Genomic DNA, 26,173 nt, shown 5'->3' with positions numbered 1-26,173 from the left:
CGGTGCATCCGTTTTTTTTGCTCAAGCCGCGATTAGACTTCCATAATAATCGGAAGGATCATCGGGCGGCGTTTTGTTTTTTCGTAGAGGAACGGAGCGAGCGTGTCTGTGATCTCGTTCTTAATTTCAGACCACTGCGTCGTTTTGCGTTCCATCACTTTTTTAAGGTGTCCTGCAATCAGGTCCTGGGCATCGTTGATTAAATCACCGGATTCTCTCATGTAGACAAATCCTCTGGAAATTAAGTCAGGTCCTGCAGACACTTTGAACTCTTTCATGTTGATGCTGACAACGACAATGACAAGCCCTTCTTCAGAAAGAATCCGGCGGTCGCGAAGCACGATGTTCCCGATGTCGCCGATGCCGCTTCCGTCAATATAGACATTGCCTGACGGGATTTTACCTGCGACTGAGGCTTCTTCGCTTGTCAAAGCAAGCACTTCGCCGTTGTCCATAATAAAGCAGTTTTCCTCAGGAATTCCGCAGTCTGTCGCAAGTTTGACGTGCATTTTCTGCATTCTGTATTCACCGTGAATCGGCATGAAAAACTTTGGCTTGATGAGGCGGAGCATCAGCTTTTGCTCTTCCTGTCCGCCATGTCCTGATGTATGAATGTTAGTCACAGCTCCGTGGATGACATCGGCGCCCGCCCGGTAAAGCTGGTTAATTGTGCGACTAACGCTGATTGTATTGCCCGGGATCGGAGATGATGAAAATACGACCGTATCCCCGGGAATGATGGAAATTTGCCGGTGTGTGCCGTTAGCAATTCGGGATAGCGCAGCCATCGGTTCACCTTGGCTTCCGGTACAAAGAATCGTCACTTTGCCGGCAGGAAGCCTATTGATTTCATTCGCTTCAACAAACGTATTTTTCGGACACTTAATATACCCGAGCGTTTGGCCGATTTCAATCGCCGACTCCATGCTTCGTCCAAATACGGCAACCTTCCGTCCGTTTGCAACAGCTGCTTCGATCACCTGCTGCAGGCGGTGGATGTTTGACGCGAAGGTTGCGAAGATGATCCGGCCTTCGACTTTTCGGAAAATATCATCAATGCTTTCTCCGACTTTGCGCTCTGACATCGTGAAATCAGGGATTTCACTGTTGGTGCTGTCAGAAAGCAGGCAAAGCACGCCTTCTTTTCCGATTTCGGCCATCTTGGTCAAGTTGGCAGGTTCGCCTACCGGTGTAAAATCGAATTTAAAGTCACCGGTATGTACGATGTTTCCTTGCGGTGTTTTTACGACAATCCCGTATGAGTCCGGAATGCTGTGGGTCGTCCTGAAAAAAGAAACCGACGTTTTTCTGAATTTGACGATATCGTCTTCTTCAATGATATGAAGCTTTGTTTGACGCAGCAGACCGTGCTCTTCAAGCTTCTTTCTGAGAAGGCCGATGGCGAGCTGTCCGCCGTAAACGGGAATGTTCACCTGTTTGAGCAGGTACGGAATTCCGCCGATATGGTCTTCGTGGCCGTGCGTAATAAAAAGACCTTTGATTTTTTCTTCGTTTTTGACTAAATAAGTGTAGTCGGGGATGACATAGTCGATTCCGAGGAGCTCGTCTTCCGGAAACTTAATCCCCGCATCGATGAGCACGATCTCGTCCTGAAACTGGACCCCGTACGTGTTTTTGCCGATTTCCCCAAGTCCTCCAAGGGCAAATACAGCCGTTTGATCATTTTTTACAAATTTCATTCATTCATAACTCCAATACTTTAAAATTTTCGCTTTGCTTTTCATATTCTAAAAAAGCGTCTTCAACTTGCTGTATAAACTCAATATTGTAGTTGTATTGTTTTAATTTAGATCTGACTTCACGTTCAGATTGAGCTTCCACAAAAATTGAATCTGTTTTTTCACGAACAGGTACTTCGTCATTGCTTGCTTGATAAAATACCTTATAGATCATCCAAATCTCTCCTTAACTGCCGATTGTTAGACTCATCTTTCTATTATATTCGAAATTGCCTCATAAGAAAAGCGCTTGAGAAAAAAAGGACTCTTCCACATGAGTGAAGGTCCTTTTAGGCAATCGACTTTCTGCGCATCATGCCATTCAGCTGTTTTTTTAATTTTTTCCGCAGTCGGCGTAGCATACGGATTCCTCCTTTCTCTGACTTGTCCGGTCACTACCGTATCTCTTTAGTTCTATTATATGATGAATCCGTCTATTGTTACATGGATATTATTGGCATGTTGATTTTGTTTTGATTTTGGAGTGAAAAGGTTTTCTCGCGTACGCAGTTTTTGTATGATGGTACAGGAGAACCATCAATCATACTAGCTAAGGGAGAAGGATTCACTGCCATGGATAAAAAGCTGATTTTCTTTGATATCGACGGAACGATTTATGATCATGATAAACGGATTCCCGACACTGCGAAACAGGCTGTCTCCGATTTAAAAGCGCACGGCCATCATGTTTTCATCGCATCAGGCCGGGCGCCGTTTATGGTCAGGCCTGTGCTTGAAGAATTGGGCATCGATTCTTTTGTCTCTTATAACGGACAATATGTCGTTTTTGAAGGAGAGGTCATTTATAAAAACCCCATTGCCGAACAGTCACTGGAAGCGCTGCTTGCGCATTCCGACAGCTGCGGCCATCCCCTCGTCTTCATGGGAGAAGAGGGGATGCGCACTACATCTGCCGGCCATCCGTTCGTCCACGAAGGAATCGGCAGCTTAAAAGTCAATCCGCCGGAAGAGGACCGCGCCTATTTTAAAGGTAGGGACATTTTTCAGGTCCTCTTGTTCTGTACGCAAGACGAGGAAGAGCGGTACAGCCGGTTTCAGGAGTTTGATCTCGTCCGCTGGCACGAGCGCTCCACAGATGTGCTGCCTTCTGGCGGTTCGAAAGCGGAAGGAATCAAAAAAGTCATTGAAAAGCTTCCGTTCGACAGAGAGGATACTTACGCGTTTGGAGACGGTCTGAACGACCTGCAGATGATCGAGTTTGCGGGAACCGGAGTGGCGATGGGCAACGCTGTGCCCGAGCTGAAAAAAATAGCCGACTTTGTCACAAAGCCCGTCGATGAAGACGGCATTCAATACGCGGTAGAAGCCCTCGGGCTTTTGAAACCATAAAAAAACGGATCATGTCTGATCCGTTTTTTTATGTGCATTATCTGCCGACAGGCGTTGCGTTTTCGGGTTGTTTCAGAGGGTTTTCTTTGTCGATATGGTCGTAAAACATAATGCCGTTTAAATGATCGATTTCATGCTGGAATACGATTGCCGGAAATCCTTTTAAGCGGATGTCGACGTTTTCGCCATCAAGTGTCGTTCCTTTGACCCGGATCCGTTCATAGCGCGGAACATATCCGGGAATCGGTTCGTCGACAGACAGGCAGCCCTCGCCGCTTGTCAAATAGCATTTTTGAACAGAGTGGCTGACGATCTTCGGATTGAAAAGCGCATAGCTGTAAAGTGTCCCGTCTTCATTTTCGGCATGAACTGCGATCATTCGTTTATTGATATTAATTTGCGGAGCGGCTAGGCCGACACCAGGACGAAGGTTGTACTTTTGAGCGATTTCAGGGTCCTGGCTGTTTTTGACAAACTCGATCATGTTGCTCAGCTGTTTGATTTCTTCTTCGCTAGCTGGCAATTGAACTTCTTCGGCGACGGTTCTTAAAGCGGGGTGCCCGTCGCGGACAATGTTTTCCATTGTGATCAACATCTTCACTCCCAACGATTCATTATGTAAAGTATAGCGGATCTTGCTCTTTTCGCGCAATCTCTGTGCATGATAAAATGACCAGCCGAAGGAGGCTGGTCATGACGGATTCATCAGGGGCTAGCAGCCTAAATAAGCGGCCCCTACAATAATCAGCAAAATAAAGAGAACGACGATCAAAGCGAATGTGCGGCCGTAGCCGTATCCATAACCGCCGCCGTACCCGTATCCAGGGCAGCAATAACCGTACATATGAAGACCTCCTCCGTTATTTTACGCCAGCCTTTTCTTTTTGGTAGGCATGGCGTCTAATATAAATTATGTAAAAGTCCAACGGTTGTATAGTCGAATGCCCAACTTCAAGGAATTTTCCCTAAATGTTTTGGTCTAAAAGCGAAGGCGGCGGCATACCGATCTGATATCGGCTTGTCCATACGCTTTAGACTTCTGTTGTCAAACAAACGAATTCATTTTATAGTGGAATTTGTCGAGATTGGGGGAAGTTCGAAGTGAAATTTTCAAACATGCGGGTGCCAGCAGGCATCGTTGTTCTTTTCACGGCAGCATTTGTACTATCAGGCTGTCTCTGGAAAGATCCTGTCGAGTCTTTTCACGGCTCGCTGGAGAAGATCGTGGAATTGGAAGAGCCTTTTAAACAAGAGCAGGGTTCCCTTAAAAGTCTGGAAAAGGCCGAATCTAAGCTTTACGAGGAAATGATCAGGCTCAATATGGATGATTTTGACCGAATCGCTGCGCTCTCCGACAAAGCGCTCAAGAAAGCCGGAAACCGCGAGAAGCACTTGAATTCTGAGAAAGAAAGCATAGACGAAGCAAAGCAGGAGTTTGAAGCGAATAAAGCGTCGGCGGAAAAAATCGAAGATCAGAAGGTCAGGAAAAAAGCTGAGAACGCTGCTTCTTTTATGGAAAAGCGCTACAAAGCCTACGACTCGCTTTATGACGCCTATCAGAACGCAATCGGCCTTGACAAAGAGCTGTACAAGCTGCTCAAAAACAAAGGTCTTAAACTGGATGACCTTGAGGCACAGCTGAAAAAAATCAATCAATCGTATGACAAAGTGCTGAAAGAAAGCAAACATTTCAATGAGTATACAAAGGATTACAACAAAGCCAGAAAAGATTTTTACAAGGCTGCGGGATTTGAGATGAAAGAGGGCTGAATATTCAGCCCTCTTTTTTCGACAAAATCTGTATTGCTATTGTAATACAGAATGCTGTCTATACTAGAACAGTTTGAAACAGTCTGAACAGCGCTGAAACAGAAATTCAGTAAAGCGAATACATTTATTGAATTTCAGGAATGAAATCGATTGACGAGCATGATCGACTGGTGTAAACTTAGCCTTGGTGGAACTTGTTGTATTAGTTTGTCATAAACTATAAATGATACAGTTTTAGAACGCGTTGTGCTGTCCTTACATAAAAGTTTCGACAACCATCAAAGCGGCTAATAAGAAATAAATATGAGTTGCGCCCGTCAATTTAGGACACCCTAATTCTGTATGTATAAGGGATACACGTCTATGACTGTCAAAAGAAAGGAAGAGGTGACTTTATATGGCTGCAAAAACGAAAAAAGCAATCGTTGATAGCAAAAAGCAATTCGATGCCATTAAAAAGCAGTTCGAAACGTTTCAAATTTTGAATGAAGAAGGCGAAGTCGTTAATGAAGCGGCAATGCCTGATCTATCTGATGATCAATTAAAAGAATTAATGCGCCGCATGGTGTATACACGCATTTTGGATCAGCGTTCTATTTCTTTGAACAGACAAGGCCGCCTTGGCTTCTACGCGCCGACTGCCGGTCAGGAAGCGTCTCAAATTGCTACGCATTTCGCGCTTGAAAAAGAAGACTTTGTTCTTCCGGGCTACCGTGATGTTCCGCAGCTGATCTGGCACGGACTTCCGCTTTATCAAGCATTCTTGTTCTCTCGTGGACATTTCCGCGGCAACCAAATGCCGGATGATGTCAATGCGCTGTCGCCGCAAATTATTATCGGTGCGCAATACATCCAGACGGCTGGTGTTGCACTCGGCTTGAAAAAACGCGGCAAACAGGCTGTGGCGATCACTTATACTGGAGACGGCGGTGCTTCCCAAGGTGACTTCTACGAAGGCATCAACTTTGCCGGTGCGTATAAAGCTCCAGCTATTTTCGTTGTTCAAAACAACCGCTATGCGATTTCTACACCTGTTGAGAAGCAATCAGCAGCTCAAACAATCGCACAAAAAGCTGCGGCTGCAGGTATCGTCGGCGTTCAAGTAGACGGCATGGATGCCCTTGCTGTATACGCTGCGACACGCGAAGCACGCGAGCGCGCTGTAAACGGCGAAGGCCCTACCCTGATCGAAACGCTTTGCTTCCGTTACGGTCCTCATACTATGGCCGGTGACGACCCGACGAAATACCGTACGAAAGAAATCGAGAATGAGTGGGAGCAGAAAGATCCGCTTGTCCGTTTCCGCAAATTCTTGGAAAACAAAGGCCTTTGGTCTGAAGAAGAAGAAAGCAAGGTAATTGAAGAAGCGAAAGAAGAAATCAAGCAGGCGATCAAAAAAGCTGACGAAGAGCCGAAGCAAAAAGTGACCGACCTGATCGACATCATGTATGAAGAGCTTCCTTACAACCTTGCAGAACAAAAGGAAATTTATAAAGAGAAGGAGTCGAAGTAAGCCATGGCGCAAATGACAATGATTCAAGCAATCACTGATGCGTTACGCACAGAACTGAAAAATGACGAAAATGTCTTAGTTTTCGGAGAAGACGTCGGTGTTAACGGCGGCGTGTTCCGTGCGACTGAAGGATTGCAAAAAGAGTTTGGTGAGGATCGCGTATTTGACACTCCTCTTGCTGAATCTGGTATCGGCGGCCTTGCACTCGGCTTAGGCTTACAAGGCTTCCGTCCTGTAATGGAAATTCAATTTTTCGGCTTTGTGTACGAAGTGATGGACTCAGTTTCCGGACAAATGGCACGGATGCGCTACCGTTCCGGCGGCCGCTGGACTTCACCAGTGACAATCCGCTCTCCGTTCGGCGGCGGTGTTCATACGCCTGAACTTCACGCGGACAGCTTGGAAGGACTCGTTGCACAGCAGCCTGGACTTAAAGTCGTCATTCCTTCAACTCCGTACGATGCTAAAGGACTTTTAATCTCCGCGATCCGCGATAACGATCCGGTTGTCTTCCTTGAGCATATGAAACTTTATCGTTCATTCCGTCAGGAAGTTCCTGAAGAGGAATACACAATTGAAATCGGCAAAGCCGATGTGAAACGCGAAGGAACAGACCTTTCCATCATCACATACGGAGCGATGGTTCACGAGTCATTAAAAGCTGCGGAAGAGCTTGAAAAAGAAGGCGTATCTGCTGAGGTTGTCGACCTTCGCACAGTCAGCCCGCTTGACATCGACACGATCATCGCATCTGTGGAAAAAACAGGCCGCGCGATCGTCGTTCAAGAGGCGCAAAAACAGGCTGGAGTGGCTGCAAACGTTGTTGCCGAAATCAACGACCGCGCGATTTTGAGCCTCGAAGCTCCGGTGCTTCGCGTCACTGCTCCTGATACGGTATTCGCATTCTCTCAAGCTGAAAGCGTATGGCTTCCAAACCATAAAGACGTGCTTGAAACTGCGAAAAAAGTATTGGAATTCTAATAAGATCTGAACAATAAGGGAAAAGCTGATACCAGCCTTTTTCCCTTCATGCATTTCCACAGTCAGTCGGAGAAACTGTAGCCGTCTACTGACAGTCAGCCTAAATAAGCAGGCTGACCATTATATCAACTACGTAATAATCTTAGGAGGTCGAAAACTGTGGCATTTGAATTTAAACTTCCGGATATCGGGGAAGGAATCCACGAAGGCGAAATCGTAAAATGGTTCGTCAAGCCAAACGACGAGGTAAACGAAGATGACGTTTTGGCAGAGGTCCAAAACGATAAAGCAGTTGTAGAAATTCCTTCACCTGTTAAAGGAAAAGTATTAGAATTAAAAGTTGAAGAGGGAACAGTCGCAACCGTTGGGCAGACAATCATCACATTTGATGCACCAGGTTACGAAGATCTTCAATTCAAAGGCGACGAATCAGGCGAAGCGAAAGCGGAAGAAGCTGACAAACAAGAAACTGATGCACCAGCAGAAGCAGCGGAAGCAAACGAGCAAGCGGATGCAGATCCGAATAAGCGCGTCATTGCAATGCCATCTGTACGCAAGTATGCCCGTGAAAAAGGCGTTGATATCGTGAATGTTTCAGGTTCGGGCAAAAACGGCCGCGTTCTGAAAGAAGATATCGACAGCTTCTTAAACGGAGGAACTGCCGGAAACGCTCAGGCTGCTCAAGCTGAAGAAAAAGCAGAGCCTGCTGCACAAAAACCTGCAGCGGCGGTTCAAGTGCCTGAAGGCGAATTCCCTGAAACACGCGAGAAAATGAGCGGAATCCGCAAAGCCATCGCAAAAGCTATGGTCAACTCAAAACATACCGCTCCACACGTTACACTAATGGACGAAGTCGATGTGACAAACCTTGTCGCTCACCGCAAGCAGTTTAAACAAGTTGCGGCTGATCAAGGAATTAAGCTGACTTACCTGCCTTACGTGGTAAAAGCTTTAACATCAGCTCTGAAAAAATATCCAGTCCTGAATACATCAATTGACGACAATACAGATGAAGTGATTCAGAAGCACTACTACAACATCGGTATTGCGGCAGACACTGACAAAGGCCTGCTTGTGCCGGTCGTTAAAAATGCGGACCGCAAAGCTGTTTTTGAGATTTCAAATGAAATCAACGAACTTGCGACAAAAGCACGCGACGGCAAACTTGCTCCTGCTGAAATGAAAGGCGCTTCTTGCACAATTACGAATATCGGCTCTGCCGGCGGTCAATGGTTCACACCGGTTATCAACCATCCGGAAGTTGCGATCCTTGGAATCGGCCGCATCGCTGAGAAAGCTGTCGTTCGTGACGGCGAAATCGTCGCTGCACCTGTTCTGGCTCTTTCTCTAAGCTTCGACCACCGTATGATCGACGGCGCAACTGCACAAAACGCATTAAATCACATCAAGCGTTTGCTGAACGATCCACAATTAATTTTAATGGAGGCGTAATGTAATGGTAGTAGGAGATTTCCCTATTGAAACAGATACTCTTGTCATTGGTGCGGGACCTGGCGGCTATGTAGCTGCCATCCGCGCTGCTCAGCTTGGACAAAAAGTAACAATCGTTGAAAAAGGCAATCTTGGAGGCGTATGTCTGAATGTCGGATGTATCCCTTCAAAAGCGCTGATCAATGCAGGCCACCGCTATGAGAATGCAAAGCATTCTGAAGAGATGGGGATCACTGCTGAAAACGTAAAAGTTGACTTTACAAAAGTTCAAGAATGGAAAGCCTCTGTCGTTAATAAGCTTACCGGCGGTGTTGAAGGCCTTCTGAAAGGCAACAAAGTCGACATCGTAAAAGGCGAAGCGTACTTTGTAGACAGCAATTCTGTACGCGTGATGGATGAGAATTCAGCTCAGACATACACGTTCAAAAATGCGATCATTGCAACGGGTTCTCGCCCTATCGAATTGCCAAACTTCAAATATAGCGACCGCGTACTGAATTCAACAGGTGCGCTTGCACTGAAAGAAATTCCTAAGAAGCTCGTTGTCATCGGCGGCGGCTACATCGGAACTGAGCTCGGTACTGCATATGCAAACTTCGGCACTGAAGTTGTCATTCTTGAAGGCGGAGAAGAAATCCTTCCAGGCTTTGAGAAGCAAATGAGCTCTCTTGTTAAACGCAACCTGAAGAAAAAAGGCAACGTTGAAATCCATACAAAAGCTATGGCTAAAGGCGTAGAAGAAAAAGCTGACGGCGTAACCGTTACGTTCGAAGTGAAAGGCGAAGAGCAAACGATCGATGCGGACTACGTACTTGTCACTGTCGGCCGCGTTGCAAACACGGACGAGCTTGGACTTGAACAAGTAGGCGTTGAAATGACGGACCGCGGCATCATCAAAACGGACAAACAATGCCGTACAAACATTCCGAACATCTATGCGATCGGCGACATCATCGAAGGTCCTCCGCTTGCACATAAAGCTTCTTATGAAGGTAAAATCGCTGCTGAAGCGATTGCCGGAGAAGCAGCGGAAATCGACTATCTCGGAATTCCTGCGGTCGTCTTCTCTGAGCCTGAACTTGCATCTGTGGGTTACACTGAAGCACAGGCTAAAGAAGAAGGTCTTGCAGTGACTGCAGCCAAATTCCCGTTTGCTGCAAACGGACGTGCGCTGTCATTAAACGAAACTGACGGTTTCCTTAAACTTGTAACACGCAAAGAAGACGGTTTAGTCATCGGTGCACAAATTGCCGGAGCAAGTGCTTCTGACATGATTTCTGAGCTGAGCTTGGCAATCGAAGCAGGCATGACTGCTGAAGATATCGCCATGACAATCCATGCTCACCCTACATTGGGAGAAATCACAATGGAAGCTGCAGAAGTTGCCATTGGCATGCCGATTCACGTTGTAAAATAATTAAATGAAAAACCCCCAGCAGGGGGTTTTTTTATGTATTTTAGCAATTGCTCAAGATAGAAAATCCCCTGGCACATACACAGGGGATTTTTAATGCTTCAATTCTTTTTGAAGAAGCTTTACAATTTTATCTTTATCTTTTATTTTTCCTTCAATTTTAACCAGTACTTTTTTATCATGAACAAGCAGCAAGCTTGGAAAGATTTTAACCTCTTTTTTCCACTGGCCTTTTTCATGTGAAATTTCCATATTTGAAACCTGTTCGGGAAATTCTTTTTTTAAATCCAAAAGCGCATCATAGTAAGCCACTTCCTGCCCCATATGCTCGTCATCGGAAAAAAAGATGAGCTTGAGGTGGCGTTGGTTGGCGCTTTGCTGCTGCTCATGGTCAGGCATGATGTGAGATAAAGAACATCCACTCGTCAAAAAAAGGAAACAAATTGCGGCGGTGAATATCGCTCGAAACCACATGACGTCTCCTCACCTCTCTATATAATGCAAGCCGATTTTCCTGTTCGATTAGTAAACAATTCCTATTTTATCATGATAATTGAAATAATCTTTCGTTGTTACCCATTTGTTACACAATTGATAACTGCTGTTTTATTTATGAGACGTTGCAGATTGAACGGATTTGATGGGTACATAGTCGGAATCAGCAGGGAAGCGTTCTGCATAAGCTTTAAGCAGGAATACATATATAACATGAATGGCCTTTTTTTTGAAAAAAGAGCAAAAATGATTTAAATGTGTTATACAATTAACCGTTGACAATATTAATGTGACATAATATTATAAAGGTAACAAATTTAAACGCTTCCATTTTGAAAAGAAAAGGGGAATGAAAGATGGGCACGATCGTTTGTCAAGACTGCAATGAAACCATTCAGCATTTTGAAGATGAGAAAGTGACGATTCTTTACGGAACGTGCGGACAGTGCAACTGCCATCTTAGAGAGGAAGAATAGAAAAAAGCATGCGGCCATTTACAGTGCCGCATGCTTTTCTGTTTTTTACAGGATTGCTTGCTGTTCTTTAATGACGCGGATCATATGGAGGGTGTCATCTTCCGGTCCCTGAACAGGCAGCCCTGCTTCGAGGTTCTTTTCGATGTAGTTGATATTATCCTCGGTAATGATCTCGCCTGGAATGAAGATCGGTATCCCTGGCGGATAAACCATCACAAATTCGGCAATGATTCTGCCGGCGGCTTTTTTAAACGGAATGATTTCCGTATTTGCATAAAAAGCGTCACGCGGTGTCATTGCAAGCGCTGGAATGTTTGGCAGAAGCACTTCAGGCTTGCGTCTGTTTTCCGCAGCAGAGGCGGCCTGCTGAGCGATGTCGGCTAAGCCTTTGATCAGCGCATCCGCATCCTCTTTCCGGTCTCCCGGTGTAAAAATGCACAGGATGTTGTATAAGTCAGAAAGCTCCACTTCGATTTGACATGACTCGCGCAGCCATTTTTCAACATCATGCCCGGTCAGCCCGAGGTCTTTCACAGATATGATCAATTTGGTCGGATCATAGTTAAAAGCCGCTTTGGAGCCGAGGATTTCCCTCCCGACGCATGAAATACCGTTGATTTCATTGATGCGATCCCTTGTTTCATCAGCGAGCTTAATCGTTTGTTCGATCAGTTCGTGTCCCTCTGTGGCTAAGCGTTTTCTTGCGACATCAAGTGAAGCGAGCAATAAATAGGAGGTCGATGTCGTCGTCAGCATGCTTAAAATCGATTGAACTCTTTCTTTTGAAACAAGACCTTCTTTCATATTGAGAATCGAGCTCTGTGTAAGGGATCCTCCGAGCTTATGAACGCTCGTCGCCGCCATATCCGCTCCGGCCTGCATGGCAGAAAGAGGCAGATCTTCGTGGAAATGGATGTGAACGCCGTGTGCTTCGTCAACAAGCACAGGGATATGAAATGAATGAGCCAGCTCCACGATGCTTCTTAAGTCTGCAGCTATGCCGAAATAAGTCGGGTTGATGACTAGAAGCCCCTTTGCGTCAGGATGCTCAAGCAGCGCTTTTTTCGCTGATTCAGGGGTGATTCCGTGTGAAATTCCCAACTCATCGTCAATTTCCGGATGGATGAAGATCGGTACTGCGCCTGAGAAGACGATCGCTGACATGACCGATTTATGAACATTTCTCGGCACGATGATTTTGTCTCCGGGGCCGCATACGGCCATGACCATCGTCATGATGGCGCCGCTCGTTCCCTGGACGGAAAAAAACGTGTAGTCGGCTCCGAATGCTTCAGCCGCCAGATCCTGCGCCTGTTTGATGATTCCTTTCGGTGCGTGCAGATCGTCGAGAGGCTCGATATTGATTAAATCTATGCTTAATGCGTTTTCTCCGATAAACGCCCTGAATTCAGGGTCCATCCCGGAGCCTTTTTTGTGCCCGGGTATATGGAACTGGATCGGGTTTTTGCCGGCGTGTTTTTTTAATCCGGTATATAGGGGTGTTTCGTGCTGCAACAATTGTTTTCCCACCTTCATGATAAACCTGCTATTTCCTTAAAGACTATTCTTTATCAAAAATCGTTGAGTTATTTTGCGTTTTTGCTTGATGGCATAAAACAAATGAATTATATTATGTTCTTGAAAGAATGTAAAGAACATTTTATCATCTTTAAGGCTTCTCTGTCCCTTTGGATAGTCGCAAAAAAGAAAACCAATACTAAAGCCAAACAAGCCGTCAGGCCGAACTGCACAAGGAGATGAACCAAATGGAAGAAGGATACCAATATCCGATGAATGAAGACTGGAGCACAGAGGAAGCGATAGACGTTATATCGTTTTTTCAGACGGTTGAGCTCGCTTATGAAAAAGGCGTTGAGCGCGATGTACTAATGAGTGCTTACCGCCGCTTTAAAGAAATCGTTCCGGGAAAAGCGGAGGAAAAAAAGCTCTGCAGCCAGTTTGAAGAAGCGAGCGATTACTCTCCGTATCAGGCAGTCAAAAAAGCAAAGGAACAAACGGAAAATACGAAAATTAAAATGTAATGAGAAAATCCAAAACAAAAAGGGATGGGCACAACAGGCCATCCCTTTTTGTTTAAACCGATACTTTCTGCGTCAGGCGGTAAAGGAAGGCGAGCTTTTCAAAAGCCGCTTCGATTTCGGATAGAAACGCCTCTTCGCTCATTTGCAGCACTTCGTCTTTTGCAAGCTGAATACCGCAAAGTGCTTCTGCTTTCTTCACGTTGACGAGACGTTCAAACAGGTTCTCCAGCTCTTTATCGTCCATCTCAGACTGTCTTATGACGCCCGGTTTCGTATGATCGGCCGACCAGACAAAACGGCTTGGAATGTTGCTTTCAATGTCCGGCAGATGCTTTTTAAACAGCTGGCCGTATTCCTGCTTGAGAGGAGACTCATAGATCAATGCAAACCATACGAACACGTGGGTTTCCCATAAACCAATTTGGAAATGAGGCAGCTTTTTATAGCCGCGCTTATTGTTTGCAAAAGCAACCCAGCTGTCGTCCGGCGGATTGACCGAGCGGCGCGCGTGCTTTGCGACGTGGACAAACATTTCATCTCCTGTCAATGCGGACAGTACAGGCGCAAAATGATCGCCGAGCCCTTCAAGTTTCGGGCGCACGGTTTCTTTCAGAACGCTCATCCGCGCATCTAAACCTTCTATTGTAAATGTACGAAAATCCTCTTCAGTAAAACGCAGACTGCTCATTGTGTTCCTCCTTGTCCAATCAGTAAAGATATTGTATCACAGTCGGCTTTTCAAACAAAAAATTACGTTTCGCTTCGCGGATTTTGGGGAATCGTTAGGTAAACACACAATTTTTAGAATAACGTTGCGAATGTTTGAGCACTTCATACGATATGAATAAGAAATTAATATAAATCACGCTTAGGACTAAAACCAGAAGGATTCTCTTTGACATCAATTTTCTCTGGAGGGGGCGTAGGGCACATGAAACCAATTGTGAAACAAGGATTGAAAGAGGAAAAAGACAATCGGGCCGCTGTTTGGAGGCTTGAGGTCGATTATGAACTTGCAACGCTTTTTGAAGCCATGGAAAAAAAGGATGAAACCCAAATCGAGTTGAGCAAGCGCAAACTGGAACGACTCAGAAAAGAATGGATTAGATTATATGGTTGAAACCATAATAAAAACGAACCGTTTGAGAGGTTCGTTTTTATCTGGGCCGCCTGATCATTTGTCATTTTTCTTGATTTTTCCCGGCTAATATCAGTATGCTATGAATAAATCAACAGGTATACATAGAAAAGAGGTAGTGTGATGACAAACTGGAAGGAAATCGACCGCCTGGCGAAAAGCTGGGTGAAAGAAGCTGGTCAGAGAATTCAGCAGTCAATGAAAGAAAAGATGACAATCGAAACGAAATCGAATCCAAATGACCTTGTCACAAACATTGACAAGGAAACAGAGCGTTTTTTCATTGAAAAAATCCAATCGGTTTTTCCGGATCATCATATTCTTGGCGAAGAAGGCCAGGGGGACAAGCTTACATCTTTGGATGGCATCGTTTGGATCATAGATCCGATCGATGGCACGATGAACTTTATTCATCAAAAACGCAATTTTGCGATTTCAATCGGCATTTTTGAAAACGGAAAAGGCAAAATCGGTTTGATTTATGATGTGACTCACGACGAGCTTTATCATGCTTTTCAAGGCGAAGGTGCTTACATGAATGATACAAAGCTCGGCAAGATGAAAGAAGTGCCGCTTGAAGAATCAATTCTGGCCATCAATGCGACATGGATCACCGAGAACAGACGGATCGATCCAAGCGTATTATCTCCGCTTGTCAAGCGCGTCAGAGGGACCCGGTCATACGGTTCAGCGGCTTTGGAACTCGCTTATGTTGCAGCCGGCAGAATGGATGTGTATGTGACGATGAGACTTGCCCCTTGGGATTACGCCGCCGGCTGCATCCTGCTTGATGAAGTCGGCGGAACATATACGACAATTGACGGGAAGCCGCTTAATTTTCTTGAAAACCACAGCATCGTAGCCGGCAATCCGGCAGCTCACCGGGCGATTTTCAACGAATATTTGCCGCATGAATAGCAGGTCTTTCTCTTCTTCCGATTTCGCCTTTTTTGAGGAGCTGGCCGAAGCAAGCCCCGGGTGGACGAAGGAAGAGCTTGACGGAAACAGCCTGGAACGCTATATGAGTGCTTATGCGATGTATAACGGTGAATGGCTTGTGTGGGAAGACAGGGGCCTGCCGGCGGCTCTGAGCTTTCATCTCGAATGGGCGCCTTCTAACGGCAAGCCTTGGCTCGGAACGCTTCTTGTCCATCCCGATTTCCGCCAAAAAGGCCGGGCAAAAGAAGTGATTGAAACGATCGGCAAACGTTTGAAAGAAAAGGGACATAAAGCGTTGTTTGCGGCGGTGCCATATGAAAAGGACGCGTGGCTGAACATGCTCGCCCGTTCGGGATTTGAACAGCTGAAAACGGAAAAAGATAAAGAGGGAAAACGATATTTGATTATGGTGTTGCCCCTTGCTTGATGCTTCAATGAGACTTGTTTGACAACAGGTCTCATTTTTTATGATTTTTTGAAACATAATGCTGCCTTGTTTGTCTATGATGATGAGGCCTTAATTTGATGTAAAGGAATTGTGGTGGAAATTGATTGAACTATTTAGTGATTATGTGCTCCATTTTGAACGTTATTTTATTTTAAGCAGGCAGAGCATGCTTGTCATTCAGTGGTGTTTGACAGGCCTTGCCCTTCTGTATGTCGTGTCATTTCATCCGAAAGTGAGCAGGCGGCGCCTCTTTTTTTACGCAGGCATCGCGCTCAGGCTGATTTTGGTAGGCGCCCTTTCGTTTGAATTGGCTCACCAAATGAAAGCCGCTGAGTTTTCAAACCTGTACATAGAAGAACAAGATGCGCTCCTGCCTTTTATGCAGTTTTTGCTGTTCGGCTATATTTTGCTTGTCTCATTTCATTATATGATGACACTCGCAGAAAAAGGGGGCAAGGGGCTGTTTTTTGCATTTGACATTGCGGTGATGACGATGCCGTTTTTCCAATCGCTGTTCGGCTCTGCTGTCTATTTAAAGGAAAACGGGGCTGATCTCGAACAATTGCTGCTTGTATTGGTGCTGCTCATCGGGGTTCCGGGGCTGATGATCTGCTTGTTTTTTCAGCTTTATTGGAAAAGAAACCGTTACGTTCTCCTTTCGATTTTTTACATTGTGACGATCGGCGGTTTCTTCATCAAAAAGCTCGGCTACGAATTTTTTCCGCTGAACGTATTTCTGACCATGCTCGGTTTTCTTATGACATATCACTTGCTGAATGGCTCGAGAAAGCCTTTTTTGATGGTGAAGCGTGTTTTAGCCGCGGGCACCGCCGTATTTTTCACACTACTTCTTAACCCTTTTTACAATTTGGCAGATGCCGCTTTTACAATCTCACACCCTGAGGTTTCAGACGTGGTTGATGCCAATTTTCAACCTGTTTCGGTTAAAGAAGCGAAGCAGACTGTCAGCTCGTTTTTTCCGACGGACAGCTTGATCTATTTGTCAGCCACCAACCAGGATTTTCACAACGTTTATCATTTTAAAACGAAGGATTACGAGGCGTACGTTGACGGCTGGACGGGGGTGATCACCAATTATTACAATCAAAAAGAGCCTAGCGGGAATATCCTGTCCGATCAGGCGTATATCAAGCGGTCGAAGCAATTTCTGCGGGAACACGGCCGCGAACTTGACAAACAAATCAAGGCAAAAGTAAGCCGTGATGACGACGAAGCTACTGTTGAATTTTACCGTGAAGGCCAGGATCCTGAATTAAGCACAATGGGGTTTACTTGGAGGAAGGAAACACTGATAGGTTTTTCCGAGGACACGTCTGTTTACAACTTAGAAAGCGTGAAACAAGCCCGCGTTTCTGGTCAGGATATCGAGCGGGGTGTTGAAGCGGTCTATCGTAAGCTGGGTATACCCGTCTCAGCTTATCAGCTGACAGATATTGATTTATTATTTCCATCCAGCCTCAACTCGGCATCCATAAACGTGAAGACAAGCGACGGAACGGAGATGGCGTTCCATCCTGTAACAGGTGCATTAACGGCTATTACGTTCACATCTGAAAGCGCCTTGCCTTATCGCGGACAAGAGCTCGAAAAACGCTTGCTTTCATTATTTGATCAAGACCTTTCTCAGCTGAAAAGGGTGGAGTTAGAAAAGGATCTGATAGAATTTCAGAAAAAAGAAAGCGATGCTGTATTAAATACGAGCTGGACCATGACGAAGCATGAAGAGGGAGCTTATCTGACGGTGAGAAAATATTTTCGCAAAGCGGATGAAAAGCCCCCCTACACATATGCAGACGGGGAAAAGGCTTTTCGGAAAGTGTCTGAACACTATCAAAAAGGGTTGGTTTATTATAAACGGACGAAGCTTGTGATTGTTTCAGACGGGGATCAAAAGAGCCGGTATGCGTGGCTTGTCATCATCCAGCCGTTCGGCTCAAACGAACATGATGCATACTTGGTTGATGCCTTAACAAATGAGGTGAAACAATTTGATGACAAGTGAAGAAAAAAAAGCGGTGTTTCTTGATTTGTATGAGCTCTATCAAGAAGGTGAACTGGAAGAGGAAACCGTGATCTGGATGAAAGAGCATGAGCAGCTTTTTCAAGGCCAGGCTGAAGAGGCAGCAGTCGAGAATAGAACGCTTCCCGGCATACAAAAGGCAGATGATCGTCAGCAGCTCCGTCATATCATGGTTTTTGTTTACTCGTTGTATGGTGCTTTCCTGCTCCTTTCGATTTGGATGACGGTGTGGTTTTTTTTCTAAATGGCTTCCAATAAAAAACAGACGATTGAAGAACTGTACAGGGAATATTATCATGACATTATGTACTATTTGTACAGGCGAACCCATCAGCTTGAGACGGCGAAAGACCTGGCACAGGATACGTTTCTGAAAGCTTTTGCGGGCCTGGAGTCTTTCAGAGGCCATTCCTCGATCAAAACATGGCTGTATACGATCGCGCATCATACGTTTATCAACTGGTACAGAAAAGATAAAAAAATCCGGTTTTCCGATGTGACGGCCTGCGGCGACATGGAACAGCACACGTTTGAAATGCCTGAAAGCCATTTGGCAAACGCCATAAGGCAGGAGGAGCTGAAACATCACATTGACCGGCTGAAAGAACATTACCAGACCGTACTTATTTTAAGAGAGTTTCAGGAGCTTTCCTATGAGGAAATAGCGGAAGTGCTCGATTGGAAACTGTCAAAGGTAAAAACCAATCTTCACCGGGCCCGCCTTGAGCTGAAAAAAAGCTTGGAAGGCAGGGAGGTTTAACAATATGAAATGTCATCTTGTGAGAGATTTACTGCCTCTATACATAGAAGGCGATTGCAGCCGCAAAACGGAACATTTGGTTATGGCGCACATCAAAACGTGTGCAGATTGCCGGGAAATGTATGACATGATGAGGGAACCTGTCAATTTTCATGATGACGACAGATTGCCAACGGAAGCAGGAGAAGCGGAAGAACAAAAATTCAGGAAAGCATACTATCAAAGGCTGATTCTCAAAGGGGCAGCGCTTTTTGGCGGAGGCTACTTGCTGATGCTTTTGATTTATTTATTCTTTTTATAAGAACTGGCGGGCAACCTGCCGCCAGTTTTTTTGGAATTTAATAATCAAAAGCCCCTTCAGCCGGAAGGGGCTCTTTTTTATTCAAGCAGGCCTTTTTCGCGCATTCTTTTTTTGAGAGTAAAACCGCTCCCCATAATGACGATCAGAATTGCGACGGCAATTGCGACGCCGGCAGCGCTTTTTTCGGCGACTGCAACGCCGATCATCATGATGCTGATCACTGCAGCAAGTGCGAATAATAAGAATATCCATTTGATTTGTTTCACTGTTTTCCCATCCCCTTAGTATGAAGTCTACTGTTAGTTTACAGAAAATCGCGCTGAATAGAAAGGGTCAACCGAAGCTGGATATTTGAAAGAAATTGAAATAACTTCGTTCGTCAGTTATAATATGAAAGATTATCTAAATTTTTTAGGAGATGAAAATGTGAAACTTCGAGAAGATCTTCGCAATATCGCTATTATCGCCCACGTTGACCATGGAAAAACGACGCTTGTGGATCAGCTCCTCCATCAGGCTGGCACATTCCGTGCAAATGAAAACGTGGCGGAGCGCGCCATGGATTCCAATGACTTGGAAAGAGAGCGCGGCATTACGATTTTAGCGAAAAATACAGCGATTAACTATAAAGATACACGCATTAATATTTTGGATACTCCGGGACACGCAGATTTCGGCGGGGAAGTTGAGCGGATCATGAAAATGGTCGACGGCGTTCTGCTTGTTGTTGACGCTTATGAAGGCTGCATGCCGCAAACCCGCTTTGTGCTGAAAAAAGCACTTGAGCAAAACTTGACGCCAATCGTTGTTGTCAATAAGATCGACCGCGATTTTGCCCGGCCTGAAGAGGTCGTTGACGAAGTGCTCGATTTGTTTATCGAGCTTGATGCCAATGAAGAACAGCTTGAATTCCCGGTTGTTTACGCTTCTGCGATCAACGGCACCGCTTCAGCTGATCCGAAGCAGCAGGATGAAAATATGGAAGCTTTATTCGAAGCGATTGTCAACCATATTCCTTGTCCTGTCGATAACCATGAGGAGCCTTTGCAGTTCCAGGTCGCTCTGCTTGACTACAATGATTATGTCGGCCGTATCGGAATCGGACGCGTGTTCAGAGGAACGATGAAGGTCGGACAGCAAGTTGCTTTAATGAAGCTTGACGGTTCTATCAAGCCGTTCCGCGTAACGAAAATCTTCGGTTTCCAGGGCTTGAAAAGAGTCGAAATTGAAGAAGCGAAAGCCGGCGACCTTGTCGCGGTATCAGGAATGGAAGACATCAATGTCGGAGAGACCGTCTGCCCGATTGAGCATCAAGAGGCGCTTCCGGTTCTGCGCATTGACGAGCCGACGCTTCAAATGACGTTCGCGGTTAACAACAGTCCTTTTGCCGGTCGCGAAGGAAAATATGTCACGGCCAGGAAGATTGAAGAGCGCCTTGAACAGCAGCTTCAGACAGATGTCAGCCTTCGAGTCGATCCGACGCCATCTCCTGACGCCTGGGTCGTATCCGGTCGCGGTGAGCTGCATTTGTCGATTTTAATCGAAAACATGCGCCGTGAAGGCTTTGAACTGCAAGTATCGAAGCCGGAAGTCATCATTAAAGAAATCGACGGCGTTCGCTGTGAGCCTGTTGAACGCGTGCAAATCGATGTGCCTGAAGAGCATACCGGATCTGTAATGGAATCAATGGGCGCGCGCAAAGGTGAAATGATCGACATGATCAATAACGGAAACGGGCAGGTCCGCCTGATTTTCAACGTTCCTTCACGCGGATTAATCGGCTACTCAACCGAATTCCTTTCCCTTACACGCGGTTTCGGGATTTTAAACCATACGTTTGACAGCTATCAGCCTGTTGAGCCTGGGCAAGTCGGCGGACGCCGCCAAGGTGTGCTTGTTTCAATGGATACCGGGAAAGCTTCAGCTTACGGCATTCAAGGCGTTGAAGAACGCGGCGTGATTTTTGTCGAGCCGGGCACAGAAGTATATGAAGGCATGATCGTCGGCGAGCACAACCGTGAAAACGACCTTGTCGTCAACATCAATAAAATGAAGCAGCAGACAAACGTGCGCTCAGCGACGAAAGATCAGACGGTCAGCATGAAAAAACCGCGTATCATGTCGCTTGAAGAATCGCTTGAATACTTGAACGAGGATGAGTACTGCGAAGTCACGCCTGAATCCATCAGATTGAGAAAGAAAATTCTCGACAAAAACGAACGCGAAAAAGCAGCGAAAAAGAAAAAGCTGGCAGGATTGTCGTAACATTTGCAGAACCTAAAAAAAGAGCAACCCAACTAAGCAAAGGGGAGGGGAATCTTTTTGACTGATGTAAGTGAACGGCTGTCGTTTTTTGCCGCTCTTTATAAAGTGGACCAGAATCCTGAGGCGGGAATGTGGTGGCTTTATGCCACCATCTTCGTCCTGTCTGCGGTCGTCTTTAAACTGGGGTTCGCCAAACGGCTGCCGCTGTTGAAAACGGCGATCATTTACTTTTTTCTGGCGCTAGGCTGTACGTTTTTAACTTTTTTCGGCGTTTTTCTGCCGGTTGGAGAAGGGCTGATCGTAGCCGTTTTAATCCTTTCGATTTACAAAATCCGTCTGCACCGTTCGAAAAAAGAGCAGACGGGGGCGAATACGTAGAAAAGACATAGCCAAAGAAGGCTATGTCTTTTCTGTATCCGCCAGAAAATCCGCTGTTAATAAGTCCCGAAACAAAGCCCTGGCAAAAAGAATCTCATCTGCTGAATACCGGCTTAAAAATCGTTTAAACCTTTGTTCGATTTTTTCGTGCTCACGCTGGTGAAGGTGATGAATACTTCTCCCTTTATGGCTTAAGCGGAAGTAGATTTCTTTTTTATTGTCGCTGAGCTGTGTCTTGCTGACGAGGCCTTTTTCGGTCAGCTTTGCGGTGATCCTTGAGACCGTCGCTTTTGAAAATCCCATTTTCTCGGAAATCGAGGTGACGTTGATCGGTTCGTGGTCGCCAATGCAGCTGATCGTATGGATGTCAGACATGTTGAGTTTCAGTTCAGCTCCGAATTCGCGTTCCATCTTTTTCATTTCAGCGGAGATGCGCTCTTTCATGACGGTTTCTTGCTGCTCTTGCTGATGAATGAGCCTGATGTACAGATCGAATATTTCTTGTTTTGCGTGTGTTAAATGCTCCATGCAGAAAATCGGCTCCTTTAATCGATGTTTCTGCTTTGATTATATCATTTTGTTGCGCATGAAACAAAATGATTAAACAGACTGAATGTGAGAGTTCCCGCACCAGCGGTGGATACCATCGGCAATCAATTGCTCCGCGTTTTCCATGGATTCGTCGACAGCCCAGGCCACGTGGCCGTCGGGACGGATCAGCGCTGCTTTTACCCCATTCCATTCAGGCCTGCCGTCAATTGCTTTCACTTGTATACGGCGGACGTGAGGAATGGTGGAAAATTCCTTCGTTTCTATCCCGAATGCTGCTAATAAAAAGCGTCCATCACGGAGAAAAGTGTAGAGCCGTTTGACAGTACCATCTGAAAGGGTCAGATCGATATCTGGGAGACGTTTTCCGTTCAGCTCATGTTCAGGCATCTTTTCATCTGCTTTGTATTTCACGCTGAGCGCCGCAATTTGTTCTGCCAGATAGCGATTGACGTCTGAAAATCCGAGAATGCCGGATAATAATTCGCGGAGGTACAGGCCTTCACGTGTAAAATCAAACAGCTTTGTTTGGATTTGTGTATTGACGAGCAGCGCTTCCCCGACAGTATGTCTTTCATTATGGTAACTGTCAAGCAGCCAGTCGGGGCACCGTCCGTTGATCTTTGCTGCGAGCTTCCAGCCAAGGTTCATTGCGTCCTGAAGTCCGACATTTAAACCTTGCCCTCCTGCAGGAAAATGAATATGCGCGGCATCTCCAGCCAAGAAAATTCTGCCGGAGCGGTAATGCTCTGCCAACTTGCTGGCATTTCCGAAGCGGGACATCCAAACCGGGCTGTCAATTCCAAAGTCCGTGCCGCAGATGCGGTTGAGTTCTTTTTTTAATTCTTCCAGTGTGACGGGCTCGTGAAGCAAAGCTTGAGGCATGTGCGGCGCCGTTATGAGGACGCGGAAAATGCCGTCGTCTAAAGGCACGATCACAACGCCGCCTTCACGGTTCACGCAAGTATAAAAATGCGATTCCGGCGGATTTTCAAGCGACACATCCGCAAGCATTGCGGTGATATTCGCATCAGTTCCTGAAAAAGCGATACGCGCCTGCTTGCGGATGGTACTTCCGGCTCCGTCAGCACCGACGATATAGGAAGCGGTTAGAAAGGACAGGCCGTCGGGTCCCTGGACGACGAGCTCGGCCGTTTCCTCATACTCGCGGAAAGCGAGAACTTCATGATCGCGAAGGATGCAGACACCGAGATTTCGCGCATGTTCCTCAAGCACCTTCTCGGTTTCGTACTGAGGGATGATCAATGTAAAATTGGCTTGCGTATCAAGCGCAGAAAAGTCCAATCCAGTCTTTAGACCGGCAAAATGCCCCGAAGGGCTCGGCTTGCCAATTTCCTTAAACCGTTCTCCAAGCCCCCTCATTTCAAGTATTTCGATTGAGCGCGGATGCAGCGTGAGCGCTTTTGAGAATGGCGAAGGCTCTTTCAGCCGTTCGACAATACAGGTCCGGACACCGGCCAAAGCCAGCTCGGAAGCCGTCATCAGACCGACGGGGCCGCCGCCTGCAATCAGTACATCAAAATCCATGATGAATCACTCCTTTTTTGTTACGTATGAAACAATTTTAACATACTACAAATGAAAATGTTTATCAACTATAATCTTTAATTTTGTTACTCGTGTAACAAAAAAGCCGATAAAAAAGCATGGAGCTTGTCCATGCTTTCATGACTTGATCTGCTCTTTATCTTTTCTGTGCGGATATAGCTTAAAACGGCCGGTTTTCATCCGGTTTTCTGTTTTGATTTTAATTCGTTCGCTGCATTCATGGCACATATAAGTATGTATCGGCCGGTTTCGGAGACGTTTGGCAATGAGTGTGTCATCATCGATTTTTTCGATTTTGTCACACAATGAACACTTTACCCTCACTTGATTCACCTCACTTACGATTCATTATACCTTAATCAATCGGACAAATAAATTTTCTCCTATAGAAAAAAGGAAAAAGCCTGTGCCGTCAAGAAAACAGTGGCACAGGCTTTTAAAAGTTATGGCTGCCGATTTTTCATATGCTTGTTTGATTGCTTATTCTGCTCCTTTTCAAGCTGTTTCTGGTTTCTGTCATTCAACTGGTCGTTGTTGGATTTTGTAGGATTTGTTTGCTGATTGTCTGTTGCGTCGTTCGGCACTTCAGGAAGGACGCGCCCGACGATGGCTGCCAGCTCGTCGAGAATCCCTTTGACAGGGCGTCCCGCTTGAATTTCCCTGCCCATTGCCCGCAGGCGGTTGACGGTGTCGGGATCTGCGACAACGGCGGCGTTTGCTCCGTAAGGGTCATTCTGCAGCGCTTCAGCCACGGAATACTTAATAGATTCGACTTTGCTGCGCTCCAAATTGTCTTTCACATCAATTCCGACGACGGCTAGCCTGCCGAGCACGACGGCGGTTGCATCATTGACACCCGGAACGCTTTCGGTGATCTTCACAAGGCGCCGCGAGATGGCTTGCCCGTCTTTACGGTTCACCGGCTCTTGGGAGCTGTTTTTTACTTGAATCGGTTTGTTGCCGGGAAGCTCGTTCGCTTCATTTCGGGCATTATTTTGAATGCCGCAGGCTGAAAGCAGCATAACGGTTTGAATTAGGATCAAAAAAAAGATTCGCACTTGAGGTTGCCTCCTTAAAAATGCTTTCATTAATTTTTATTGTTGAATTAACCTTCTATCTTTATTCACAAAAACATATATTTTAGCGGGCGCTCCATCAGCTTTTAACCCAATTGAAAAGAAAAGGCTAAAAATCCTGATCAGGAGGCGGAAGATTGAGTAAAATTTATGTGCTGGATACGAATGTGTTATTGCAGGATCCGAATTCAATCTTTTCTTTTGAAGATAACGAGGTTGTCATCCCGGCTGTCGTATTGGAGGAAGTCGACTCAAAGAAACGCTACATGGATGAAATTGGGAGGAATGCAAGGCGCGTATCTAAATTGATAGATGATTTGCGTTTAAAAGGAAGGCTGTATGAAAATGTTCCCCTACCAAACGGAGGAAGCTTGAGAATCGAGCTGAACCATCGCTCTTTTCAGCAGCTTCAAGAAATTTTTATCGAAAAAACAAGCGACAACCGTATTTTAGCCGTAGCGAAAAACCTCAGCCTGGAAGAGGAAACGAAAGAAGACGGCAGGCCGGTTATCCTTGTCAGCAAAGATATGCTGATCCGTGTCAAAGCCGATGCCATCGGCTTGATGTCAGAGGATTTTTTGCACGACAGGGTTGTCGACAATGATGATATATACAGCGGTTATACAGACGTGTACATTCGCCCGGATCAGATGAATTCCTTTTTTGAACATCACGATTTGCCGCTTCACGAAATCAGCAGTGAGATGCTGCGTCCGAACCAGTTTGTCGTCATGAAGGACGCGCTCGGCGGATCATCCTCTGCCGTAGGGATCGTAGATCAAAGCGGAAAAGCCGTTAAAAAGCTTGTTTTCGATCAGGAACAGGTTTGGGGCATACGTTCGCGAAATGTACAGCAGACGATGGCTTTGGAACTTCTTTTAAGACAAGATATTCCGCTTGTCACCCTGATTGGAAAAGCCGGCACAGGAAAAACCCTGCTTGCGTTGGCAGCAGGGCTGCTGCAGACAGAAGACCTGGGGAATTTTAAAAAACTTGTTGTCACAAGGCCGATCGTTCCTGTCGGAAAAGATCTCGGCTATCTTCCGGGTGAAAAAGAAGAAAAACTTCGTCCGTGGGTCCAGCCTATTTTTGATAACCTGGAATACTTGTTCAATGCAAAAAAGCCGGGGGAGCTTGATGATATTTTAGCGGGGATGGGCTCCATTCAAGTCGAAGCCCTCACATATATAAGGGGCAGAAGCATTCCTGACCAATTCATCATCATTGATGAGGCTCAAAATCTGACCAAGCATGAAGTCAAAACGCTTCTGACCCGCGTCGGGGAAGGCAGTAAAATCGTATTGATGGGAGACACCGAACAGATCGACCATCCTTATTTAGATGCGATGAACAACGGCCTGGCCTATGTTGTCGAGCGCTTTAAGGATCAAAAAATTTCCGGAAACGTGAAGCTTTTAAAAGGAGAGCGCTCCCGGCTCGCCAGGCTTGCAGCCGATCTGCTGTAAATAAAAAAACC

General features: G+C 45.9%; 30 protein-coding genes. 18 read left to right on the top strand and 12 right to left on the bottom strand.

Going from position 1 to position 26,173, the window contains the following annotated elements:
* Nucleotides 1-32 precede the first annotated feature (32 nt).
* Nucleotides 33-1,700, bottom strand: a complete 1,668-nt coding sequence (rnjA, locus tag M1E03_RS13540) for a ribonuclease J1 (RefSeq protein WP_020451239.1) — start codon at nt 1,698-1,700, stop codon at nt 33-35.
* Between the two features lie 4 nt (nt 1,701-1,704).
* Nucleotides 1,705-1,914, bottom strand: coding sequence for a DNA-dependent RNA polymerase subunit epsilon (locus M1E03_RS13535; RefSeq protein ID WP_020451240.1), 210 nt, complete (start codon nt 1,912-1,914; stop codon nt 1,705-1,707).
* Nucleotides 1,915-2,312: 398 nt separating this feature from the next.
* Here M1E03_RS13535 and M1E03_RS13530 point away from each other — a divergent pair, with 398 nt between their 5' ends.
* Nucleotides 2,313-3,089, top strand: coding sequence for a Cof-type HAD-IIB family hydrolase (locus M1E03_RS13530; protein ID WP_026579777.1), 777 nt, complete (start codon nt 2,313-2,315; stop codon nt 3,087-3,089).
* A 37-nt stretch (nt 3,090-3,126) separates the two neighbouring features.
* Here the strand turns inward: M1E03_RS13530 and def are convergent, their stop codons facing one another.
* On the bottom strand, nt 3,127-3,681 hold the full coding sequence (gene def / locus M1E03_RS13525; protein ID WP_025811364.1) for a peptide deformylase: 555 nt from the start codon (nt 3,679-3,681) through the stop codon (nt 3,127-3,129).
* Between the two features lie 120 nt (nt 3,682-3,801).
* Nucleotides 3,802-3,933, bottom strand: a complete 132-nt coding sequence (locus M1E03_RS13520) for a YjcZ family sporulation protein (protein ID WP_003181399.1) — start codon at nt 3,931-3,933, stop codon at nt 3,802-3,804.
* A 257-nt stretch (nt 3,934-4,190) separates the two neighbouring features.
* On the opposite strand from M1E03_RS13520, the gene M1E03_RS13515 reads away from it, so the two are divergent.
* From M1E03_RS13515 to lpdA, 5 genes are all read left to right on the top strand, one after another.
* The gene (locus tag M1E03_RS13515) at nt 4,191-4,859 is read left to right on the top strand and encodes a YkyA family protein (protein ID WP_020451243.1); all 669 of its coding nucleotides are present in this window, start codon (nt 4,191-4,193) and stop codon (nt 4,857-4,859) included.
* A 397-nt stretch (nt 4,860-5,256) separates the two neighbouring features.
* Nucleotides 5,257-6,372, top strand: a complete 1,116-nt coding sequence (gene pdhA, locus M1E03_RS13510) for a pyruvate dehydrogenase (acetyl-transferring) E1 component subunit alpha (RefSeq protein ID WP_020451244.1) — start codon at nt 5,257-5,259, stop codon at nt 6,370-6,372.
* A gap of 3 nt (nt 6,373-6,375) precedes the next feature.
* Nucleotides 6,376-7,353 (top strand): pyruvate dehydrogenase complex E1 component subunit beta, encoded by a 978-nt coding sequence (gene pdhB, locus M1E03_RS13505; RefSeq protein ID WP_020451245.1) that lies wholly within the window; start codon nt 6,376-6,378, stop codon nt 7,351-7,353.
* 159 nt (nt 7,354-7,512) lie between these two features.
* Nucleotides 7,513-8,805, top strand: a complete 1,293-nt coding sequence (locus M1E03_RS13500; protein ID WP_026579774.1) for a dihydrolipoamide acetyltransferase family protein — start codon at nt 7,513-7,515, stop codon at nt 8,803-8,805.
* A 4-nt stretch (nt 8,806-8,809) separates the two neighbouring features.
* Nucleotides 8,810-10,222, top strand: a complete 1,413-nt coding sequence (gene lpdA / locus M1E03_RS13495) for a dihydrolipoyl dehydrogenase (protein ID WP_020451247.1) — start codon at nt 8,810-8,812, stop codon at nt 10,220-10,222.
* Between the two features lie 90 nt (nt 10,223-10,312).
* On the opposite strand, the gene M1E03_RS13490 is transcribed toward lpdA, so the two are convergent.
* Nucleotides 10,313-10,531 carry a hypothetical protein gene (locus tag M1E03_RS13490; protein ID WP_223254789.1) on the bottom strand — a complete coding sequence of 73 codons (219 nt, stop codon included), beginning with the start codon at nt 10,529-10,531 and terminating at the stop codon, nt 10,313-10,315.
* A 539-nt stretch (nt 10,532-11,070) separates the two neighbouring features.
* Here M1E03_RS13490 and M1E03_RS13485 point away from each other — a divergent pair.
* Nucleotides 11,071-11,190 (top strand): GapA-binding peptide SR1P, encoded by a 120-nt coding sequence (locus M1E03_RS13485; protein WP_020451249.1) that lies wholly within the window; start codon nt 11,071-11,073, stop codon nt 11,188-11,190.
* A gap of 45 nt (nt 11,191-11,235) precedes the next feature.
* Here M1E03_RS13485 and M1E03_RS13480 read toward each other — a convergent pair whose 3' ends face one another.
* Nucleotides 11,236-12,708: an aminotransferase class I/II-fold pyridoxal phosphate-dependent enzyme gene (locus tag M1E03_RS13480; RefSeq protein WP_095290397.1), complete on the bottom strand. Its 1,473-nt coding sequence runs from the start codon at nt 12,706-12,708 to the stop codon at nt 11,236-11,238.
* A gap of 248 nt (nt 12,709-12,956) precedes the next feature.
* Between M1E03_RS13480 and M1E03_RS13475 the strand changes: the two genes are divergently transcribed.
* On the top strand, nt 12,957-13,232 hold the full coding sequence (locus M1E03_RS13475) for a UPF0223 family protein (protein WP_020451251.1): 276 nt from the start codon (nt 12,957-12,959) through the stop codon (nt 13,230-13,232).
* 52 nt (nt 13,233-13,284) lie between these two features.
* Here the strand turns inward: M1E03_RS13475 and M1E03_RS13470 are convergent, their stop codons facing one another.
* On the bottom strand, nt 13,285-13,920 hold the full coding sequence (locus M1E03_RS13470; RefSeq protein WP_050820754.1) for a YktB family protein: 636 nt from the start codon (nt 13,918-13,920) through the stop codon (nt 13,285-13,287).
* 243 nt (nt 13,921-14,163) lie between these two features.
* Between M1E03_RS13470 and M1E03_RS13465 the strand changes: the two genes are divergently transcribed.
* From M1E03_RS13465 to M1E03_RS13435, 7 genes are all read left to right on the top strand, one after another.
* Nucleotides 14,164-14,352, top strand: a complete 189-nt coding sequence (locus tag M1E03_RS13465) for a hypothetical protein (protein WP_020451253.1) — start codon at nt 14,164-14,166, stop codon at nt 14,350-14,352.
* A gap of 141 nt (nt 14,353-14,493) precedes the next feature.
* On the top strand, nt 14,494-15,288 hold the full coding sequence (locus M1E03_RS13460; protein ID WP_020451254.1) for an inositol monophosphatase family protein: 795 nt from the start codon (nt 14,494-14,496) through the stop codon (nt 15,286-15,288).
* A complete protein-coding gene (locus M1E03_RS13455) occupies nt 15,281-15,736 on the top strand; it encodes a GNAT family N-acetyltransferase (protein WP_105978948.1) in 456 nt (151 codons plus the stop codon). The genes M1E03_RS13460 and M1E03_RS13455 overlap by 8 nt, the downstream gene beginning before the upstream one ends.
* A gap of 121 nt (nt 15,737-15,857) precedes the next feature.
* Complete coding sequence (locus M1E03_RS13450; RefSeq protein WP_328031396.1) at nt 15,858-17,780, top strand: hypothetical protein; 1,923 nt, start codon at nt 15,858-15,860, stop codon at nt 17,778-17,780.
* Nucleotides 17,770-18,042 carry a hypothetical protein gene (locus M1E03_RS13445; protein WP_020451257.1) on the top strand — a complete coding sequence of 91 codons (273 nt, stop codon included), beginning with the start codon at nt 17,770-17,772 and terminating at the stop codon, nt 18,040-18,042. The genes M1E03_RS13450 and M1E03_RS13445 overlap by 11 nt, the downstream gene beginning before the upstream one ends.
* The gene (locus M1E03_RS13440; protein WP_328031394.1) at nt 18,043-18,558 is read left to right on the top strand and encodes a sigma-70 family RNA polymerase sigma factor; all 516 of its coding nucleotides are present in this window, start codon (nt 18,043-18,045) and stop codon (nt 18,556-18,558) included.
* 4 nt (nt 18,559-18,562) lie between these two features.
* Entirely contained in the window at nt 18,563-18,859 is a 297-nt protein-coding gene (locus M1E03_RS13435) for an anti-sigma factor family protein (RefSeq protein WP_020451259.1), read from the top strand.
* Nucleotides 18,860-18,936: 77 nt separating this feature from the next.
* Here the strand turns inward: M1E03_RS13435 and M1E03_RS13430 are convergent, their stop codons facing one another.
* Nucleotides 18,937-19,125, bottom strand: a complete 189-nt coding sequence (locus tag M1E03_RS13430; protein ID WP_020451261.1) for a YlaF family protein — start codon at nt 19,123-19,125, stop codon at nt 18,937-18,939.
* 160 nt (nt 19,126-19,285) lie between these two features.
* Here M1E03_RS13430 and typA point away from each other — a divergent pair, with 160 nt between their 5' ends.
* On the top strand, nt 19,286-21,124 hold the full coding sequence (gene typA, locus M1E03_RS13425; protein WP_020451262.1) for a translational GTPase TypA: 1,839 nt from the start codon (nt 19,286-19,288) through the stop codon (nt 21,122-21,124).
* 57 nt (nt 21,125-21,181) lie between these two features.
* Nucleotides 21,182-21,502, top strand: coding sequence for a YlaH-like family protein (locus tag M1E03_RS13420; protein WP_003181448.1), 321 nt, complete (start codon nt 21,182-21,184; stop codon nt 21,500-21,502).
* A gap of 21 nt (nt 21,503-21,523) precedes the next feature.
* Here the strand turns inward: M1E03_RS13420 and M1E03_RS13415 are convergent, their stop codons facing one another.
* The 4 genes from M1E03_RS13415 to M1E03_RS13400 form a co-directional block, all read right to left on the bottom strand.
* Entirely contained in the window at nt 21,524-22,030 is a 507-nt protein-coding gene (locus tag M1E03_RS13415) for a MarR family transcriptional regulator (protein WP_020451263.1), read from the bottom strand.
* A 72-nt stretch (nt 22,031-22,102) separates the two neighbouring features.
* Nucleotides 22,103-23,599 (bottom strand): monooxygenase, encoded by a 1,497-nt coding sequence (locus tag M1E03_RS13410; protein WP_020451264.1) that lies wholly within the window; start codon nt 23,597-23,599, stop codon nt 22,103-22,105.
* Between the two features lie 138 nt (nt 23,600-23,737).
* Nucleotides 23,738-23,944 carry a YlaI family protein gene (locus M1E03_RS13405; protein ID WP_003181456.1) on the bottom strand — a complete coding sequence of 69 codons (207 nt, stop codon included), beginning with the start codon at nt 23,942-23,944 and terminating at the stop codon, nt 23,738-23,740.
* 119 nt (nt 23,945-24,063) lie between these two features.
* Nucleotides 24,064-24,678 (bottom strand): YhcN/YlaJ family sporulation lipoprotein, encoded by a 615-nt coding sequence (locus M1E03_RS13400; protein ID WP_020451265.1) that lies wholly within the window; start codon nt 24,676-24,678, stop codon nt 24,064-24,066.
* Nucleotides 24,679-24,833: 155 nt separating this feature from the next.
* Between M1E03_RS13400 and M1E03_RS13395 the strand changes: the two genes are divergently transcribed.
* Nucleotides 24,834-26,162 (top strand): PhoH family protein, encoded by a 1,329-nt coding sequence (locus M1E03_RS13395; protein ID WP_020451266.1) that lies wholly within the window; start codon nt 24,834-24,836, stop codon nt 26,160-26,162.
* Nucleotides 26,163-26,173: the final 11 nt, after the last annotated feature.

The organism is Bacillus sp. PK6-013, from assembly GCF_054161445.1.
Note: the sequence above shows the minus strand (reverse complement) of the source record. Positions and strands in the feature narration are given on the sequence as shown.

What these genes read in the sequence shown, in the direction of transcription:
- rnjA (WP_020451239.1), bottom strand. Translation starts at nt 1,700, where the DNA reads ATGAAATTTGTAAAAAATGATCAAACGGCTGTATTTGCCCTTGGAGGA.
- M1E03_RS13535 (WP_020451240.1), bottom strand. Translation starts at nt 1,914, where the DNA reads ATGATCTATAAGGTATTTTATCAAGCAAGCAATGACGAAGTACCTGTT.
- M1E03_RS13530 (WP_026579777.1), top strand. Translation starts at nt 2,313, where the DNA reads ATGGATAAAAAGCTGATTTTCTTTGATATCGACGGAACGATTTATGAT.
- M1E03_RS13520 (WP_003181399.1), bottom strand. Translation starts at nt 3,933, where the DNA reads ATGTACGGTTATTGCTGCCCTGGATACGGGTACGGCGGCGGTTATGGA.
- pdhA (WP_020451244.1), top strand. Translation starts at nt 5,257, where the DNA reads ATGGCTGCAAAAACGAAAAAAGCAATCGTTGATAGCAAAAAGCAATTC.
- pdhB (WP_020451245.1), top strand. Translation starts at nt 6,376, where the DNA reads ATGGCGCAAATGACAATGATTCAAGCAATCACTGATGCGTTACGCACA.
- lpdA (WP_020451247.1), top strand. Translation starts at nt 8,810, where the DNA reads ATGGTAGTAGGAGATTTCCCTATTGAAACAGATACTCTTGTCATTGGT.
- M1E03_RS13485 (WP_020451249.1), top strand. Translation starts at nt 11,071, where the DNA reads ATGGGCACGATCGTTTGTCAAGACTGCAATGAAACCATTCAGCATTTT.
- M1E03_RS13475 (WP_020451251.1), top strand. Translation starts at nt 12,957, where the DNA reads ATGGAAGAAGGATACCAATATCCGATGAATGAAGACTGGAGCACAGAG.
- M1E03_RS13470 (WP_050820754.1), bottom strand. Translation starts at nt 13,920, where the DNA reads ATGAGCAGTCTGCGTTTTACTGAAGAGGATTTTCGTACATTTACAATA.
- M1E03_RS13465 (WP_020451253.1), top strand. Translation starts at nt 14,164, where the DNA reads ATGAAACCAATTGTGAAACAAGGATTGAAAGAGGAAAAAGACAATCGG.
- M1E03_RS13460 (WP_020451254.1), top strand. Translation starts at nt 14,494, where the DNA reads ATGACAAACTGGAAGGAAATCGACCGCCTGGCGAAAAGCTGGGTGAAA.
- M1E03_RS13455 (WP_105978948.1), top strand. Translation starts at nt 15,281, where the DNA reads ATGAATAGCAGGTCTTTCTCTTCTTCCGATTTCGCCTTTTTTGAGGAG.
- M1E03_RS13445 (WP_020451257.1), top strand. Translation starts at nt 17,770, where the DNA reads ATGACAAGTGAAGAAAAAAAAGCGGTGTTTCTTGATTTGTATGAGCTC.
- M1E03_RS13440 (WP_328031394.1), top strand. Translation starts at nt 18,043, where the DNA reads ATGGCTTCCAATAAAAAACAGACGATTGAAGAACTGTACAGGGAATAT.
- M1E03_RS13435 (WP_020451259.1), top strand. Translation starts at nt 18,563, where the DNA reads ATGAAATGTCATCTTGTGAGAGATTTACTGCCTCTATACATAGAAGGC.
- M1E03_RS13415 (WP_020451263.1), bottom strand. Translation starts at nt 22,030, where the DNA reads ATGGAGCATTTAACACACGCAAAACAAGAAATATTCGATCTGTACATC.
- M1E03_RS13410 (WP_020451264.1), bottom strand. Translation starts at nt 23,599, where the DNA reads ATGGATTTTGATGTACTGATTGCAGGCGGCGGCCCCGTCGGTCTGATG.